A 16,540-nucleotide genomic window follows, 5' to 3' on the forward strand; every position below is an offset into this window, starting at 1 on the left:
GTCAGTCTCCGGGTGCCGAGTGGTCGGGTGTGCGGGGTGGGGGCGTCGTCGGTTCGACCTCCGGTGGGCCCGTCTCGACCCGGGCGACCGAGACCAGGGGGAGGCCGACGTCGCGCAGCCGGTGCAGCAGGCCGTGCAGCGCCGCCTGATCCACGACGGGCCCCCGGAGGAGGGTCGTCCCGTCGCTGTCGGTGGTCAGGGTCATGCCGTCGAACCGGGTCGCCCAGCGGGGGCCGAGACGGCCCTGCAGGCGGATCTCGTACCAGCCGGGGCCACGGTCCTGGGAGCCGGTCGTCGGAGTGTTCATGACGCTCCTTGGGCCTTGTGGGTCGGGAAGTCGACTCCAAGGTCCCAAGCAGTGTGGTGAGTCGCCGTCACCACATGTGGTGACCGGGGTGGTGATTGTGCGGCCGGGCCGTCAGGAAGCCCTCTTTCAACGGCCGGGTGCGCGGGGGACGAGGTCGAGGCTCAGGGCCACACGGACCGCGTCCCGCCGGTTGTTGACTCCGAGCTTCGCGTAGATGTGCTTGGTGTGGGTGCGCAGGGTGTTCAGGGACACATGGAGCCGGCGGGCGATGTCCGGGCCGCCGAGGTCGCCGGCGAGCAGTCGCAGCACCTCCGACTCGCGCTCGCTCAAGGGCTCGACGAGTTCGTGCCGGGTGGCCGCGGACGTCGTGCCCGTCTCCTCGCCGGAGGCGCCACCGGTGCGGTGGGCCGCGTCCAGGAGTCGGCGCGGGTACGCCCAACCGGACCGTTGTCCCACGACAGTTGCGAGCAGGGCGGTGACCGGCGGTCCGTCGTCGACGAACACGCGGACGTGGCCGTGCGGTTCGGCCAGGGTCAGGGACCGCTCCAGGGCGGCGAGGGCGGCGCCGGAGTCGCCGCGGGCGTCATGGACCAGTGCCTGCAGTACGAGGACCTCGATGACGCCGGCCGTGCGTCCGCCCGCCTCGGCAGCCGTGAGGAGCCGTCGGAGGAAGGGGACGACGGTGCCGAACGCGGTTCCGCAAGGGTCGGCCGTGTGCGCGGCGAGCAGGATCCGGGCCAGGGTGAGGTGCTCGTACTCGCGTACGTAGGACAGCTCGTCGTCCGTGGTCAGGCCCTGTCGGCGGGCCCAGTCGAGGGCCTCGGCCAGGTTGCCGTGGGTGAGCAGCAGCCGTGCCCGGGTGGCCGGGACCGGTCGTACGTCCGGGGAGAGGTCGCCGGTGTAGACGCGTTCCGCTTCCTCCAGCAGTTCCAGGGCTCCGGCCCGATCGCCCTCGGCGTCCAGGATCCGGGCCTTCGCGACCCGCCACCGGTAGGGGTGCTGCGGCAGTCCGGCGAGCTCGCCGAGTTCCCGCGCTCGCTCCAGATGTCCGGTCGCGGCCGCGATGTCTCCTCGTTCCCAGGCGATCTGGCTCAGTCCGACGTGCATGTCCGAGGTGCCCCGCAGGATGTCCGGTGCCTCGGAGGCCAGCCGCAGGGCCCGCTCGTAGGTGCGTTGCGCGTCGGCCAGTCGGCCCTGGGTGATGCGGATGTCGGCCAGCGTGATCGAGCAGCCCAGGACGTCCGCGACATATCCGGCCCGCAGCAGGCCCTCGACGGCGGCGGAATAGGAGGCGTGGGCGGCGTCCAGATCGCCGCCGCCCCAACTGGCGAGCCCCGACAGGGCAGATGCCGCGGCCCGGACCACATGGTCGTCCGCGGCTGCCCGGTCGATGGCCCGCCGTGCGTGGCGCACGGTCGCGGACGGGTCGCCGTGCGCCAGGGCGAGGGCGGAGCGGTACATCTCGACCGCGCCGGGCAGCCGGTCCAGCGCACTCGGGTCGGCCACGACCAACTCGGCTGCCGGGCCCTCCTGTTCGCAGTCGCCGAGGAGCCGCTCGGCCTCGTCCAGACGGTCCTCGACCCCCTCGAACTCGCCTCGTGTCATGAGCGCGCCGACCAGGCCCACGGCGAGCACCGGGCGGACGCGCACGACGTCGTCCGGGAGGTCCTTGATCCAGCCGCAGATGGTGGCTTCCTGCCTGTCGCGCTGCAACGCCGGGATCGCACGCTCGACGAGGTCGGCCGCCCGGTCGGCGTCTCCCGCCTCGAGGGCGTGGCTGACCGCCGGCACCGGCTCGCCGGCGGCGGCGTACCACTGACCGGCCCGGCGGTGCAGGCTCGCGACCTCCTCGGGGCGCTCGTCGGCCAGATGCGTGCGCAGGACGTCCGCGAAGAGCTGGTGATAGCGGTACCAGCGGCGCCTGTCGTCGAGTCGGTCGACGAACAGATTGGCCCGGTCGAGGACTTCGAGCATGGCCTTGCCGTCCCGCCGTCCGGTGACGGCGTCGCACAGCGGCCCGTGGAGACGGGTCAGGACGGACGTCCGCAGCAGGAAGTCGCGCACGTCGTCGCTCTGGCGTCCGAGCACCTCTTCGACCAGGTAGTCGACGACGTACCGGTCGTCCCCCGCGAAGCCCGCCACGAAACGCGAGACGTCTTCGCGCCCCCGGAGCGAGAGCGCAGCCAACTGGAGCGCGGCGATCCAGCCCTCGGTGCGTTGCTCCAGCGCTTCGACGTCCCGGGCGGCCAGTTGCGGCCCGACGGCCTCGTCGAGATAGGCCGCCGTCTCCTCGGCGGTGAAGCGGAGGTCCGCGGCGCGCAGTTCGACCAGTTCGCCGCGGGCCCGAAGCCGGGCGAGGGGCAGCGCCGGGTCGGCGCGGGTGCAGATCACCAGGTGCACCCGCGGCGGGAGGTGTTCGAGCAGGAACGTCATGCCCGTCCGGACGTCCGGGGTGTCGGCGAGGTGGTAGTCGTCGAGGATCAGGTCGAGCGGGTTCGTCAGGGCACCGAGTTCGTTGAGCACGGTGGCCAGGACGGTCTCGATCGCCGGCTGGGCCGACTGCAACAGCGGCAGGGCACCGGCGCCCACTCCGGGCACGGCCCGCTGGAGGGCGGTGACCAAGTACGTCCAGAACGAGGCGGGTCGGCTGTCACGGGCGTCGAGGGACAGCCAGGCCGCACTCCTTTGGCCGTCGGCCGCGCCCGCCAGCCACTCGGCGACCGCTGTCGTCTTCCCGAAGCCGGCCGGGGCCGACACGAGGGTCATCCTCGACTTCGCCCCGCGGCTGAGGAATTCGCCCAGGCGGGGGCGCGCCACCGCACCCTGGCGTATCCGGGGGCGGTACAGCTTGGTCTCGATCAGGGGGCTTGCCACAAGAGGTACCCTCCCGCGTGTTCGAGCCGGTACACACGAAAGTACGGCATCCCGCCGTGGCGGGTCCGCCGCGAACAGCAGAAGACCCCGCCCCGCAGAACACGGGACAGGGTCTTCACAGAGCGCCGGGCAGGCCTTGCACCTGCATCTCCCCGCAGGAAGCGGGACGTCTTTCCTTGGACCACCAACGCATCGCGGACCAGCGCGTCTTCCGCCGATCAGCTCTGAATGAATAGTAGCAGGTCACCGCCGTGTCCGGGCGGCGCAGTCAGCCGCCCGGACACGGCGTGCGGGGTCAGTGACGGTTGTCGCCGTGACGGTGGTCGTCACCGTGGCGGCGGTCGTCGCCGTGTCCGCGGTGGTCGCCGTGACGGCGGTCGTCACCGTGGTGGCGGTAGCGGCCCCAGGACTCGTCGTCGACGAAGCGGCCGCGGTTGTCGCGCAGGGTGAGGGTGCCGCGGTCGTTGTCCCAGACGTGGTGGCGGCGGTCCTGGTACAGGTCGGTGCGGGTGTCCCGGCCCTGACCGGTGTGGATGCGGACCGTGTCGCGGCCGTCCAGTCGGTAGTGGTGGAAGGTGTAGGTACGTCCGAAGTCGTCGCGCAGGGTCCAGCCGTCGAGGTCGACGGCCTGACGCGTGCTGTTGGTCAGCTCGACCCATTCCTTGTTCAGCGAGTGGTTCGACCGCTCGTCACGTCCGGGGGAATCGGCCTGCACGTCCGTGATCTCCACCTGCGGCTGGTGCGGACGGGCCATTCCGGCCGCGGACGCCGGCAGCGTCACCACACCCACGATGGCGCCCGCCGCGAGCGCGGCGGCGGCCAGACGGCGAGGAGAGAGACGACGGGCGGCGACAGAGACAGAAGTGGACAAGATGTCCCCCTGACGGTGCGGGCGCCGGTGCGGAAGCGGCCTTGCGGGCCGCCGCGGCACCGACGCGGTGTACGAGGTCACGGCCCCCTTTTGCGGCCGCACGCACACTCTGTCCGCAATGCGCCATCTTTGAGCTGGAAACCCACCCCTGTTACAGCTTGCCCATATTTCCGTGACCCTTGGATGCATCACCCACGCATATCGGGGCGCCCGCCCCTGGCACCCCGACAGGCCGCTCGCCCCGTGCGGGCGTTGAGGAACGCCGCCGGACCGCCGCTCCACGACGGCCCCGGACCGAGCAGGCCGTCCCCCGAAAGTGGGTAACGGCCCTCCGCCGCGTCATGGCGCGATCGGCCCTCGCGTCGAGCCGTACCGGGGGTCAGCGCACCCGGATGAAGACGACGTCGTATCCGCTGTTCGTGCTGCGGTTCTTGATGTAGACGCCCGATCCCGAACCGGTTTCGGGGTTGCTGGTGTTGCCCTCGACGGCAGTGAAGCTCGCCCCGCCGCTCACCGACCGCACGATGCCGATGTGCTCGTTGCCGCCGGTGAAGTCGCTGCCGCCGTCCCAGTCGTAGGCCACGATGTCGCCCGGCTGCGGATCGGTCGTCACCGAGAGGTGGTAGTCGCCCGCCCGTGCCTGCTTGACCCAGTGGTCGACGTAGGTGTGGCGGTACGACGTGGCGCCGGTCTGCTGGGCCACCCAGCTCACGAAGGTCGCGCACCAGGCGTAGTTGCTGGTGGACAGCGATACGCCCACGGCCGTGCCGTAGCTGTTCGCCCGGGCGCTGCCCGCGACCGTGCCGACCTCGGCCTCGGCCACGTCGAGCATCTTGCCGTACCCGCCGCCGGGCGGGGTCGACGACGGCGGGGTGACCGCGCCGTACAGCGCGGCCTTGGTGTTCGGCCCCACCTTGCCGTCGACCGACAGGCCCTTCTCGGTCTGGAAGTCGCGCACCGCGCTGGCGGTCATCGGCCCGAAGTCGCCGTCCACGGCGAGATCGGCCCCGTGGTGGTTGAGCAGACTCTGCAGCTCGGTGACGCAGCCGCCCACCTGGCCCTGCACGATCTCGGTGGGGCAGGACGAGGAGGTCAGCTTGATCGCCGTCGGCGCGGCCGCGGCCGGACCGGCACCGAACAGCGTGGCCGCCGAAAGGACCGCCGCAGCGGCGAGGAAAGTCCCTGTCCTGCCGCGATTCCGGACACGGGATGTATCGGACGATAAAAACAGGGTGCTTCTCATGGATGCGCGATATCCCCTTCAATGGGTCTACGGATTGTCGGTGGCGCCGGGTTCGCCGTTCATGGAATTTCATGATCGACTTTTCATTCCGCGCACGACGGTGACAGCTCGCCCCCATGCGCACAATGCCTCGCGACGCAAGTGGCCGAATTTCGCCGGACCAGGCGTGGGGTGTACTCAGTCGGTGGGCAAAGAGATCTGCCGTTTGAGGATTTTTCCGCTGGGGCCGGTCGGCAGCGCGTCCACGATCCGGATGTGGCGGGGGTACTTGTAGGCGGCCACACGTTCCTTGACGAACTCGCGCAGTTCGTCGGCCGTGGCCCGGGCCTGCGGACGCAGGACCACGGCGGCGGCGATCTCCTCGCCGAGCCGCTCGTGCGGCACCCCGATCACCGCCGCCAGGCCGACGGCGGGGTGCTCGTGCAGGACCTCCTCGATCTCGCGGGGGTACACGTTGTAGCCGCCGCGGATGATGAGGTCCTTCTTGCGGTCGACGACGAAGAGGTAGCCGTCCTCGTCGCGGCGGGCGAGGTCGCCGCTGCGCAGCCAGCCGTCGGGGACGGTCGCGGCGGTCTCCTCGGGGCGGTTCCAGTAGCCCTTCATCACATTCGGCCCGCGCACGGAGAGTTCGCCGACGGCTCCGGGCGCGACATCCCGGCCCCGGTCGTCGAGGAGGCGTACCTCCACGTCACGTATGGGAGTGCCGATGGAGCCGGGTTTGCGGGGGCGGTCGCTGTGGTTGAAGGTGACGACGGGACTGGTCTCGGACATGCCGAAGCCCTCGAGGATCACGCAGCCGAAGCGCCGCTCGAAGCCGTGCAGGACTTCCACCGGCAGCGAGGCGCCGCCGGAGATGCACAGGCGCAGGGAGGAGACGTCCAGGCCGTCGGCGCCCGGATGCTGGAGGAGGGCCGCGTACATGGTGGGCACGCCCTCGAAGACGGTCGCCTTGTGGCGGCCGATGGCGTCGAGCACGGCCTGCGGGTCGAAACGGGGGACGAGGATCAGCGCGGCGCCCGCGTGGACGGCGGCGGTGAGGGTGCAGACCTGGCCGAAGATGTGGAACAGCGGCAGACAGCCGACGACGACGTCCTCGGGGGTGAGCGACTCGATGTCCACGGCGGTGACTTCGGTGTTGTGGCGCAGTCCCGCGTGGGTGAGCGAGGCTCCCTTGGGGCGGCCGGTGGTGCCTGACGTGTAGAGCAGTACGGCGATGTCGTCGCCGGCCACGCCCGCGATCTCGTGCACCGGAGGCGACCCGGCGAGCATTCCGGTGAAGGCGGCGGGTTCGACGACCAGTCGGCGCACACCGGCGCCTGCCGCTCCCTGCGCGCCCTCGCCGGGGGCCTGGTGCCATTCGCACAGCAGCACGGCACCGGAGTCGCGCAGGTGGTACTCGGTCTCGCGTTCCTTGAGCAGCGGGTTGAGCGGGACGACGATGGCTCCGGCGCGCAGGATGCCGTAGTAGAGGACGACGAACTCCGGCACGTTGGGCAGCATGAGCGCCACCCGGTCGCCGGGGCGCACGCCCTCGGAGCGCAGCAGCGCGGCCGCACGCGCGCTGAGCTCGTCCAACTCCGCGTACGAGACGGCCGTGTCCGTCGTGCGCAGCGCGGTGCGCTCGGGGTACCGGCGTGCCGTGTGCGCCAGGAACTCCGCCAGATTCGACATGTTGCCTCCTTGTATCGGTCGCCCTCACCGGCCGAGCCGGTCGAGTGCCGCCTGCACTCCGTCGAGGAAGACCTCCAGCGCACCCGGGTAGGCGCTGGTGCTCATGGTCCGCGCCAGGGTGTGCGCGGATTCGGCGATGCGGGGATACCGGTCGGGAGGCAGGCAGGCATACGTCCCCTGCCAGGCCGCGCGGTCGGCCGCGCCGGCTTCCGTGGGGAGCGCGTGGGCGGCCGCGTCGATGGCGGCGAAGCCCAGCGTGAAGTCGATGAACCGGTGGTAGTAGCAGGCCGCGTCCTGCGGTCCGAACCCGGCGTCGCGCAGGACGCCCAGGCCGATCTCGACCCCCCGCATCTCGTTGGGACGGCGGGTGACACGGGAGGCCGTCAGCACCGCGACCTGGGGATGGGCGGTGTACGTGCGGTGCAGGTCCGTCCCGATGCCGCGCAGGTCGGCGCGCCAGTCTCCGGTGATCCGCACGTCCTCGAGGCTCATCCCGATCAGTTCGTCCGCGACCGCGAGGACGAGGTCGTCGGTGCTGCGGAAGTAGCGGTACAGCGCGGAGGGGTCGGCTCCCAGCGCGATCCCCAGACGCCGCACGCTCAGTGCGTCGTTGCCGGGCTGGCCCAGCAGGCGGATCGCCGTCTGCACGATCAACTCCTGGCTGAGCACGGTGCCGGTCCGGGTCGCACGGCGCCGCCGTCCGGCCGCGAGCCGGTCGGCGGGGGCCGCGCCGTCCGTGTCGTCGTGGGCGCTCACCCGGACTCCGATCTCTGAGGGGACGTGCGGCAGGCTCTGGCGTGGCCCTCCTGGGGGCTCTTATGACAACCTCATTGACCTTGAAAGTCCAGATCCGTGCGCCGTGGCGCCTCCGGCGCGACGCGCTGCGGTCCTCGGGCGGGGGCGTGGTTTGGCGTCGAGCGTGCTGGTTACCTCGGCACCGTCAGGACCGTCCCCGCCGGAGCCTCGCCACAGGAGCCGAGCCGGGGACCCGGGCTGCGGCCCTGGTCGACGGGCGTCGCCGCCCGCAGCCGTTCCGTTCGGTCCCGTTCCGTTCGGTCCCGTTCTGTTTCGTTCCGTTTCGTTTCGTTCGAGGAGGCACGTCGTCAATGGCCCGGCCGATTCGCCCCACGCCCGTCCGCGACATGTCCGCGGGCGTGCTGCTCCCCCTGCTGACCGTGGCCGCGGCCCACATCGGTCCTGCCGCCACCTGGCTCCCCGGACTGCGGCACCGGTGCTTCCCCGGGCTGGCAGGCCTCGGACGCCCGAACCACATCGCCCTGACCTTCGACGACGGACCCGACCCCGGCTCCACCCCGTCCTTCCTGAAGGCTCTGGACGACCTCGGTGTCCGGGCCACCTTCTTCCTGCTCGGTGAGAGCGCGGTGCGGTATCCGGCGCTCGTCCGCGAGATGGCCGAGCGCGGTCACGAGCTCGCCGTCCACGGCTGGACGCACGACCGCCCCTGGCTGCCGTCGCCCGCCCGCGACCGGCGCGAGGTCATGCGCTCGGTGGAGGCGTTGTACGACCTCGCGGGGCAACGCCCGCGCTGGTACCGCCCGCCCTACGGGATTCTGACCTCCGGACGCTGGGCGGCCGCACACCGCGCGGGGCTGAGGACGGTCCTGTGGACCGTCTGGGGGAAGGACTGGACGGAGGACGCCACGCCCGTCTCGGTGCGGGCCCGGATCGGCGCCGATCTACGGGCCGGCGGCACGGTCCTGCTCCACGATTCCGACCGCGTCGCGGCGCCGGACTGCTGGCGCTCCACCCTGGCAGCGCTCCCGGACATCGTGAACGGCTGTCACACGGCGGGGCTGACGGTGGGACCGCTCGCCGAGCACCGCCCGGTGGGACGCAGCGGCGGTGCCGTCGCCGGGGCTTCCGGCAGGGGCTCAGGATGACCGGTGCGGACCCGGCCGCGCGAGCACTCGTACGATCCCGCCCTCCGGGCGGACGACGGCAATGGTCAGACACGCCCCAGCACTCGCGCGAGCACGTCGTCCCGGAACACCGCCCGTCCCGCCGTGATGCGCCGAGCCCGCTCCGGGCCCGGCCCGGTCAGGCGGTCGAGCGATCCGAGCAGCCCGGTCGCCTCGGTCGCGAAGTCGCACAGCCCGAGGGCGGCCATCCGCCGTACCCCGTCCGCCCCGTGCCCGGGCAGCGGCCGGTAGCCGACCACGGGCACACCGGCCGCCAGCGCCTGGACGGCGGTCTGCCCGGCCGCGTTGTCCACCAGCGCGGCGCAGGCGCGCAGCAGCCGGGGCATGTCCGTCACCCAGCCGGGCGCGAGCACACCCGGTGTGCCTGACAGCGCGCGCCGCAACCGCTCGTTGCGTCCGCTGAGCACGACCGGCAGGAAACCTCGCCCGGCGAGCAGCCGGGCCGTGTCGAGCAGGTGCGAGCCCACGCCCCAGGCGCCGGCCGACACCAGCACCGCGGGGCGCCCGTGCCCTCGGCTCTCCAGGCGTCCGCGCCAGGTGGCCTCCCCCGCGTCCGTTCCGCCGTCGAAGAAACGCGGGTCCACCACCGGGCCGACCGCCTCCGCCGGTCCGCCCAGCCACCGGCGCACCTGACGGGCGCCGTCCTCCGAGACGCACAGATGGAGATCGTTGCCGGGATGCAGCCACTGCCGGTGCACGGCGAAGTCGACGATCATCACGGTGCTGGGCACGCGCAGCACGCCGGCCGTCCGCAGTTCCCCCGTCAGCTGTGCCGCCAGATGGAAGACGGGCACCACCACGTCGGGGCGCGACTGGCGCACGGACGTCATGAAGGCGTCGGCGGCGAGCCGGGCCAAGGGGGTGCCGGCCGGGCGACGACCGGCGCCGAGCCTGAAGAACAGCTCGTAGATGCCCCCGTAGGCCCAGGGGGCACCTCGGACGCAGGCCTCGTAGAACCCGCGCAGTCCCGTCCCCAGACCGCGGGGCAGCAGCGCGAGCACATCGACGACGCGCGCCTGCTTCCCCTCCGCCCGGACCCGACGGGCCAGCTCGGCCGCCACGCTGTCGTGCCCGGCCCCCATGCTTGCGCTGACCAGCAGCACCCGTTCGGCTTCCGGCGCCGAAGCCGCCTCATGGCGAGCGGACAGGTGAACAGCCATGAATCCTCGGAAATCGGCCCGGGCCGGCACCCGCACGAGTACCCGCACTCCAGTTTCACCCCGCGGTGGGACCGCGGCCAGCCTGCCGATGTCCGTGACGAAGTCGCGGCATCGCGATCCGGCGAGCGTACGGCGCTGCCGGCACCTCTCAGCCGAGGCGATCTCCGAGGTCACGGGCCTGTCCGCGCCCGACGGCACCCTGCGCCGACCACCGGTCGACCGTCGGTGAAGTCCGCTTTGTCCATGCCGGTGTGCCAAGGTGAAAGGACGCCCATGAGCTGAAGCGAGGGTACGGAGGCCGGAATGCCCTTCCCCCATCGACCCAGATCCGGGAACGGTCGCGGTCAGGCCCTCTCACCTGTCCACCAGTGCAGCGAGGTCCGCTCATGTCCCACGCCCCTGACCATGCAGACAGGGCAGCCACGGTTGTGCCCGCGGCCGGCCCGGCCCCGGCGGCGCACGCGCGCACCACGATCGGGGCGACGCGCTTCCGCGGCTCGGCCCTCGTGACCGGAGCCTCCTCCGGTATCGGTGCGGCCGTCGCCCGCCGGCTGGCCGCCGAGGGCGGCTGGCACATGGTCCTCAACGGACGCGACCCCACCCGGCTCGACCGGGTGGCCGCACAGGTGTCGGCAGCGGCGTTCCCCGCGGACCTCACCCGCCCGCACACCGACCGGCTCCTGTGCGACTTCGTCCTCGACCGGGTCGGCGGACCCGACCTGGTGGTGGCATGTGCCGGTGTGGGCTGGGCGGGTGACTTCACGGCCATGCCCGCGTCCGCCGTCGAGGAGGTCGTCGCCGTGGACCTGCTCTCCACCCTCCATGTCGTACGGCGGCTCGTCCCCCACATGACGGAGGCGAACTCCGGGCGCATCGTGCTGATCGGCTCCGTGGCGGGGAGCGTCGCCGTCCGCGGAGAAGCCGTGTACTCCGCCGTCAAGGCCGCGCTCGGCGTCTTCGCCGACGCCCTGCGGTACGAACTGCGGGGCACCGGCGTGGGCGTCAGCCATGTGATCCCGGGTGTGGTGGACACGCCCTTCTTCGCCCGCCGCGGGGCCCCCTACCTGCGGTCCCGCCCCCGGCCGGTGGCCCCGGAGCGGGTGGCCGACGCCGTCTGGAGCGCCGTACGACACGACCGCGACGAGGTGTACGTGCCGGGCTGGCTCCGGCTGCCCGCCCGGGTGCGGGGCGGGGCGCCGGGGCTGTACCGGTGCCTCGCCACCAGATTCGGATGAGGAGCCCGTGGGAGCGCTCACGGTCGCCCTCGCCCTGCTCGCGGCGCTGTGCAACGCCTCGGCCTCGGTCCTGCAACGCCGAGCCGCCGCCGAGGAGTCCGACAGCCGCAGCGGCGCCCGGCACGCCGTCCGCTGGCTGACGCGCGTTCTGCAACGACCGCACTGGCTCGCGGGCTTCGGTCTGCTGATCCTGTCCACCGTGTTCCAGGCCTGGGCCCTCGCCGTGGGCAGTCTGTCCGTCGTCCAACCGCTGTTGGCCAGTGAGCTCCTGTTCACCCTGGTGGTGGGCAGCATGGTGTTCCACCGCCGCCCTGATCGACGTACGTGGTTCGCGTTCATCTCGCTCGGCGTCGGGCTGGCCCTCTTCCTCACCGCGGCCTCCCCTTCCGCCGGCCTCGAGACGGCACCCGACAGCGCCTGGCTGACGGCCGGCGGTGTCGTGCTCGCCCTGGTGGTGGCCCTCGTGCTGGCGAGCCGTCCCACGCGCGGCGGCCCGCGGGCAGCGCTGCTCGGCCTGGCCGCCGCGATGTCGTTCGCGCTGACCGCCGCGCTGATCAAGGAGGTCGTGGGACGGCGGGGCCAAGGACCGGCGGGCGTGTTCGCCCACTGGTCGCTGTGGGGGACGGCCGTCGTCGGGTTGCTCAGTTTCGTGCTGCTCCAGGCCGCCTTCCGTGCCGGATCGCTGACGGCGTCACAGCCCGCCCTCACACTGGGTGACGCCATCACGAGCGTCGCCCTGGGATGGGCGCTGTTCGCGGAGCACATCGGACTCGGCGTGCGCCTCGCACCCGAGGTCATCGGCATCCTGCTCATCGGCGCGGGCAGCCTCGGCCTGTCGGGCGCGCCCTCCGTCGGCGCCACCTGGGACACCGTCCCCCGCAGCACCCCGGATCCCGACCCGGAGCACCGGCATCAGCCACGCTGACGAATCCGGCGGAATCGCCCCGCCCGGCGGCCCGGTACGCGTCCGCCGGGTCTCCGCCCGCGCCCCGGTGATCGACACAGACCGTGGTCTACTGCTGGTCACCGTACCGATCGACGAGGAGCCGAGGTCATGACCGGCCACTGCTGCGAGGCGATGACCAGCCACGTGAACGTACAGTGCGACCAGCACGACGACCCCTTCGACTGCCCCGACGCCCTGATCGACTTCAGCGCCGAGTTCCAGGAGTACGGGCTGATCATCCATGACGGCGGCACGGCCTCCATCACGATCGGCTTCTGCCCCTGGTGCGGCCGGCAGCTCCCCGCGTCGCAGCGGGACCGATGGTTCGACGAGCTGGAGAGCCGCGGGATCGACCCCTGGGAGGACGAGGTGCCGGCCGAGTTCCAGGACGACCGCTGGCTCGCCCTCCCGCGCCGGGAGTGACGGCGGATCGACCCGTGTCCGGGAGGGAAGGCATCAGGTGGACCCGGCCGGTGCGGCCCGGGCGGGTTCGGGCTCCTGGTGGACGGGCTCGCGCAGGGCGGTGGAGAGCACGACGGCCAGCACCGGGATGACGGCGAGCACCATGAGCGCGCCTCGGGGGCCGTAGTGGGTGGCGACGATGCCCAGCAGCGGCATGAACAGTCCGCCGGCGCTCACCGCGAGGCCGAGGGTGACACCGGCCGCGGTGCCGGGACGGCTGGGCAGATAGTCCTGGCCGAGCTTGATGAGCACCGCGAACGGGATGTTCGACACGAGCCCCACCAGCAATGCCAGCGGCAGCGCGAGGTACTTGTCGTCGCACACCAGCATGAGCCACAGGGCGGGCAGCATGGCCGCGTTCCCGAGCTGCACCGTGCGCACCATGCCGATCCGGTCGGCGAGCCGGCCACCGAGCAGCGTGCCGAGCACACCACCACCGAGCTCCAGCGTCAGCGCCGTACCGCCCAGCCCGCTGCTCGCCTCCAGACCGCGGATCCAGTACAACGAGATGAAGGTGTTCAGGCCGGTCGAGATCGTGGACCGCACGACCTCGACCGCGGTCAGCGCCGCGAACAGCCACGGCCGGTCCGTGCCCTGACGCTGCACCTTCTTCGCGGCCGCGCCCGCCGTGCGGTGGTGATGGCGCAGCAGGACGAAGCCCATGAGCACGGCAGGAGGAATGAACAGCGCCGTGGCTCCGACCCCGAGGCTGTCGAGGGCCGGGGTCACCAGCGCCGGTCCCACGAAGAAGCCCACGCTGCCGCCCGCGGCGAAGTAGCTCATCGCGGTGGCACTGCCGCCGGCCGCGCGGCGCGCGTCCCGCCCCGCCGGCGGATGGAACATCGCGATACCGACACCGGCCAGCAGCAGCAACGCGAACACCAGCGGATAGGAGGGCGCGAGCCCCGACAGGCCGGCCCCGATCCCCGCGAGAGCGACCCCCAGCGGTGACATCCACCGCAGTCGGTACCGGTCGGCCAGCAGCCCGATCGGCACCTGCGGCAACGCGCTGCCCAGGGTGGCGGCAAGGGCCAGCCCGGAGGCCTGGACATAGCTGAAATCGCGTTGCAGTACGAAGTAGGGGACGGCGGCGGGCACCAGTCCCTGATAGAAGTCGTCGACCGCGTGGGCGCCGGCCCAGATCCGCATCCGGCGCCAGTGCCCCTGCTCCGGCCGGTCACCGACGTCACGCGCCGTGCTCGTTTCCTGTGTCGCTGTCACGGCTCCACCATGCTCAGCGGCACCGCGGGCGCGCTTCCCGTATTCTGCCTACCCATGTCGAAGATCCGCCACATGCCCGTCGCGCCCACCAAGACCGAGGCCCACGGCGGCGGCGACACGATCGAGCGGCACCGCCACGACGACCACCAGCTCATCTACGTGAGCTCCGGAGTCCTCGCCATCTCCACGGAACACGGGTCCTGGATCGCCTCCAACGACCGGGCCCTGTGGATCCCGGCGAACATCTGGCACGAGCACCGCTTCTACGGCCGGAGCCGCTTCCACGCCATCGGCTTCCCCGCCCGGGGCACGACGGCACTGCTCGACACCGAACACCCCACGGTCATCGCCGTCGACGCCCTCGTACGCGAACTCCTCATCGCACTCACCGGCACCGCCCTCACGCAGACCGAGAGCCGCCACATGGAAGCGGTGCTGCGCGACCGGCTGCGCCGCGTCACTGCCCAGCCCGTCGCCCTGCCCTCCGCCCGTGACCGGCGCCTTGCCGACGCCTGCCGCCTGATCGAGGAGAACCTGCGCCATCCCTACACCCTCGCCCAGCTCGCCGACCGGGTACACGCGGGTGAACGCACCCTCTCGCGCCTGTACCGCGACGAATTCGGCATGACCTTCCCCCAGTGGCGCACTCGCGCCCGCGTCTTCAACGCGATGGTCATGCTCGCCGAGGGCGCCTCCGTCACCGACACCGCGCACGCCTGCGGATGGGCGACGACCAGCGCGTTCGTCCACGCCTTCGCCCAGACCATGGGCACGACCCCCGGCGCCTACCGCGCAGGCGTCCACGCCTCACCGGCATCACCCGCCGACGCCTGCGCATGACAGCCGGGTCGGTCCTTCCGGCAGGGGTCCGCAACCGATGCCTGTGACCTTGCGGCGAACCTGTCCTTGATCGGTAACAGGAGCCCTCGGCTTGCGAGTTGGGGGCGGTCCCCGGTGCAGAATCGGTCCGCCGTCGCTTCGACGGCCGACCACGCACGACCGACCACAGGGGGACCTCGTGAACACCGCTGCCCGCAAGAAACCCAAGAGCCCCAACGGCCGGCAGTCCTACGCCCTGGGCGCCGCGGCGATCGCCGCGCTCCTGGCGACCACGGCTTGCCAGGCCGGCTCGCACGACACCGCGGACGCGTCCAAGTCCTCAGCCCGGTCCGGCGCGACGAGCACCACGCCGTCGAGCACGACGAGCACCACGCCGTCGAGCACGACGAGCACCACGCCGTCGAGTGCGACGAGTACGCCGCCGTCGAGTACGACGACACCGAGCGCGAAGACCTCGACGCGGCCCGGCGGCGGCAGCGACGAGAGCGAACAGGGCGGGAACACCGGCAGAACCACCGGCGGCGACAGCTCCGGCGTCCCCCTGTGCACGTTGCAGGACCTCTCGGTCTCCGCCACGAACTACGACGCGAAGGGTGAGCCGGTTCGCCATCTCCTCCTCGTCGTCACCAACACCGGCCGCAAGAAGTGCGACATCCAGGGCGCCCCCGAGGTCACGCTCGGCAACGCCAAGGCACCGGCGCCGGTCAAGAAGGAGACCGATCCCGGCGAGGTGCTCACCCTCGCTCCCGGCGGGAAGGCGTACGCCGGCCTGCTCGCCACCGGCGGCCACCGGGACACCTACGACGTGCGGTCCATGACCCTCGGCCTCGGTAGCCCCGGCGGCGAGAGCGAGGCGGGCAAGCCGGTCGTCGTACGCATGCCCGTCGCCTCCTTCCCGGCCGACGACGGTCAGCGGGTCACGTACTGGGCGGGCACCGAGGGCCTCGCCATGCGTCCCGTCACCCTGTCCTGACGAGGGACCCGGCCCGGACCGTCCGTCCGGGCCGGCACCGACGCCCGGACCTCGCCTCCCCGGATCCCGCGTCTACCCCGGGAGCTCCGTACGCTCCCACCACTCGTACACGGGCAACCTGCCGTGCTCGGTGCTCTGCTGACGTGTCGTGACCCTGAAGTGCTCGTATCCCCCGTTGAACGGGACCTTGATGTCGAGCCCCGACCCGGGAACCGAGACGATCCGTTCCGTGAGACCGTCGGGGCCGCCCTCAAGAACTGCTTTCGTGGTATCGGTCATGATCAGATTTTGTCCGCAGGCCGCACCGGCTCGTCCCGCGACGCGCCGACGTGCCCCGCGGTCCGCCGTCGAATCATGGCCGCCGTCCGCGTCACCGGAAAACGGATGCCTCATCCGGGTCCCTCCATGCCAAGCTGTGCATTCCACCGCCAGACCACAGGAGGTCCCCGTGACCGCAGAGTCCTCATCCCGAGAAGGTACGGAGCCGGCCGAGACCGAATCTCCTGACCTGGCGCCCGACGAGGGCGGTCAGGACGACCTGAAGCGCAAGTTCCGCGAGGCGCTGGCACGCAAGCGCGCCCAGCAGGCGGACGCCGCCGAACTCGCCGCGAACCCCGCGGCGTCGAAGGTACGCGGCGCGCACGGCCCGGCGTCGAGCCAGCGCTCGTTCCGGCGCAAGAGCGGCGGCTGAGTCACACCGTTTCTTGGGACACGTTTTACGTGACTCATGCAACTGCGGCGTGGGCACTCGCTGTCTGACCGGAAGACGGGCCCGTGAGGGCCGAAGCGAGAGAGAG

Annotated in this window: 17 protein-coding genes; 7 read left to right on the top strand and 10 right to left on the bottom strand. The window is 71.9% G+C overall.

Features of this window, described 5'->3' with window-relative positions; all coding sequences use genetic code 11:
* Position 1: 1 nt before the first annotated feature.
* From ACWC24_RS05075 to ACWC24_RS05100, 6 genes are all read right to left on the bottom strand, one after another.
* A complete protein-coding gene (locus ACWC24_RS05075; protein WP_450661449.1) occupies positions 2-307 on the bottom strand; it encodes a hypothetical protein in 306 nt (101 codons plus the stop codon).
* A gap of 126 nt (positions 308-433) precedes the next feature.
* Positions 434-3,181, bottom strand: a complete 2,748-nt coding sequence (locus ACWC24_RS05080; RefSeq protein WP_450661450.1) for a LuxR C-terminal-related transcriptional regulator — start codon at positions 3,179-3,181, stop codon at positions 434-436.
* Positions 3,182-3,476: 295 nt separating this feature from the next.
* Positions 3,477-4,052: a lamin tail domain-containing protein gene (locus ACWC24_RS05085; protein WP_450661451.1), complete on the bottom strand. Its 576-nt coding sequence runs from the start codon at positions 4,050-4,052 to the stop codon at positions 3,477-3,479.
* Positions 4,053-4,431: 379 nt separating this feature from the next.
* A complete protein-coding gene (locus tag ACWC24_RS05090) occupies positions 4,432-5,295 on the bottom strand; it encodes a peptidoglycan-binding protein (RefSeq protein ID WP_450661452.1) in 864 nt (287 codons plus the stop codon).
* Between the two features lie 177 nt (positions 5,296-5,472).
* Positions 5,473-6,966, bottom strand: coding sequence for a long-chain-fatty-acid--CoA ligase (locus tag ACWC24_RS05095; RefSeq protein WP_450661453.1), 1,494 nt, complete (start codon positions 6,964-6,966; stop codon positions 5,473-5,475).
* Positions 6,967-6,990: 24 nt separating this feature from the next.
* Complete coding sequence (locus tag ACWC24_RS05100) at positions 6,991-7,722, bottom strand: TetR/AcrR family transcriptional regulator (protein ID WP_450661454.1); 732 nt, start codon at positions 7,720-7,722, stop codon at positions 6,991-6,993.
* A 350-nt stretch (positions 7,723-8,072) separates the two neighbouring features.
* Here ACWC24_RS05100 and ACWC24_RS05105 point away from each other — a divergent pair, with 350 nt between their 5' ends.
* Positions 8,073-8,867, top strand: a complete 795-nt coding sequence (locus ACWC24_RS05105) for a polysaccharide deacetylase family protein (RefSeq protein ID WP_450661455.1) — start codon at positions 8,073-8,075, stop codon at positions 8,865-8,867.
* 65 nt (positions 8,868-8,932) lie between these two features.
* Here ACWC24_RS05105 and ACWC24_RS05110 read toward each other — a convergent pair whose 3' ends face one another.
* Positions 8,933-10,066, bottom strand: a complete 1,134-nt coding sequence (locus tag ACWC24_RS05110; protein ID WP_450661456.1) for an MGDG synthase family glycosyltransferase — start codon at positions 10,064-10,066, stop codon at positions 8,933-8,935.
* Between the two features lie 386 nt (positions 10,067-10,452).
* Here ACWC24_RS05110 and ACWC24_RS05115 point away from each other — a divergent pair, with 386 nt between their 5' ends.
* The 3 genes from ACWC24_RS05115 to ACWC24_RS05125 all read left to right on the top strand — a co-directional run bounded on the left by ACWC24_RS05115 (position 10,453) and on the right by ACWC24_RS05125 (position 12,670).
* A complete protein-coding gene (locus ACWC24_RS05115; protein ID WP_450661457.1) occupies positions 10,453-11,301 on the top strand; it encodes an SDR family NAD(P)-dependent oxidoreductase in 849 nt (282 codons plus the stop codon).
* 7 nt (positions 11,302-11,308) lie between these two features.
* On the top strand, positions 11,309-12,226 hold the full coding sequence (locus tag ACWC24_RS05120) for a DMT family transporter (RefSeq protein ID WP_450661458.1): 918 nt from the start codon (positions 11,309-11,311) through the stop codon (positions 12,224-12,226).
* A 129-nt stretch (positions 12,227-12,355) separates the two neighbouring features.
* Positions 12,356-12,670 (top strand): DUF6980 family protein, encoded by a 315-nt coding sequence (locus ACWC24_RS05125; protein WP_450661459.1) that lies wholly within the window; start codon positions 12,356-12,358, stop codon positions 12,668-12,670.
* Positions 12,671-12,703: 33 nt separating this feature from the next.
* On the opposite strand, the gene ACWC24_RS05130 is transcribed toward ACWC24_RS05125, so the two are convergent.
* Positions 12,704-13,858 carry an MFS transporter gene (locus ACWC24_RS05130; protein WP_450661730.1) on the bottom strand — a complete coding sequence of 385 codons (1,155 nt, stop codon included), beginning with the start codon at positions 13,856-13,858 and terminating at the stop codon, positions 12,704-12,706.
* Between the two features lie 126 nt (positions 13,859-13,984).
* Here ACWC24_RS05130 and ACWC24_RS05135 point away from each other — a divergent pair, with 126 nt between their 5' ends.
* Complete coding sequence (locus tag ACWC24_RS05135; RefSeq protein WP_450661460.1) at positions 13,985-14,770, top strand: helix-turn-helix domain-containing protein; 786 nt, start codon at positions 13,985-13,987, stop codon at positions 14,768-14,770.
* Between the two features lie 228 nt (positions 14,771-14,998).
* Here the strand turns inward: ACWC24_RS05135 and ACWC24_RS05140 are convergent, their stop codons facing one another.
* Positions 14,999-15,319: a hypothetical protein gene (locus tag ACWC24_RS05140; protein ID WP_450661461.1), complete on the bottom strand. Its 321-nt coding sequence runs from the start codon at positions 15,317-15,319 to the stop codon at positions 14,999-15,001.
* A gap of 1 nt (position 15,320) precedes the next feature.
* Between ACWC24_RS05140 and ACWC24_RS05145 the strand changes: the two genes are divergently transcribed.
* Positions 15,321-15,743, top strand: coding sequence for a DUF4232 domain-containing protein (locus ACWC24_RS05145; RefSeq protein WP_450661462.1), 423 nt, complete (start codon positions 15,321-15,323; stop codon positions 15,741-15,743).
* 72 nt (positions 15,744-15,815) lie between these two features.
* Here the strand turns inward: ACWC24_RS05145 and ACWC24_RS05150 are convergent, their stop codons facing one another.
* Positions 15,816-16,022 (bottom strand): DUF5988 family protein, encoded by a 207-nt coding sequence (locus tag ACWC24_RS05150; RefSeq protein WP_450661463.1) that lies wholly within the window; start codon positions 16,020-16,022, stop codon positions 15,816-15,818.
* 169 nt (positions 16,023-16,191) lie between these two features.
* On the opposite strand from ACWC24_RS05150, the gene ACWC24_RS05155 reads away from it, so the two are divergent.
* Positions 16,192-16,434 (top strand): DUF5302 domain-containing protein, encoded by a 243-nt coding sequence (locus ACWC24_RS05155; protein WP_450661464.1) that lies wholly within the window; start codon positions 16,192-16,194, stop codon positions 16,432-16,434.
* Positions 16,435-16,540 lie beyond the last annotated feature (106 nt).

The organism is Streptomyces sp. NPDC001443 (assembly GCF_053597355.1).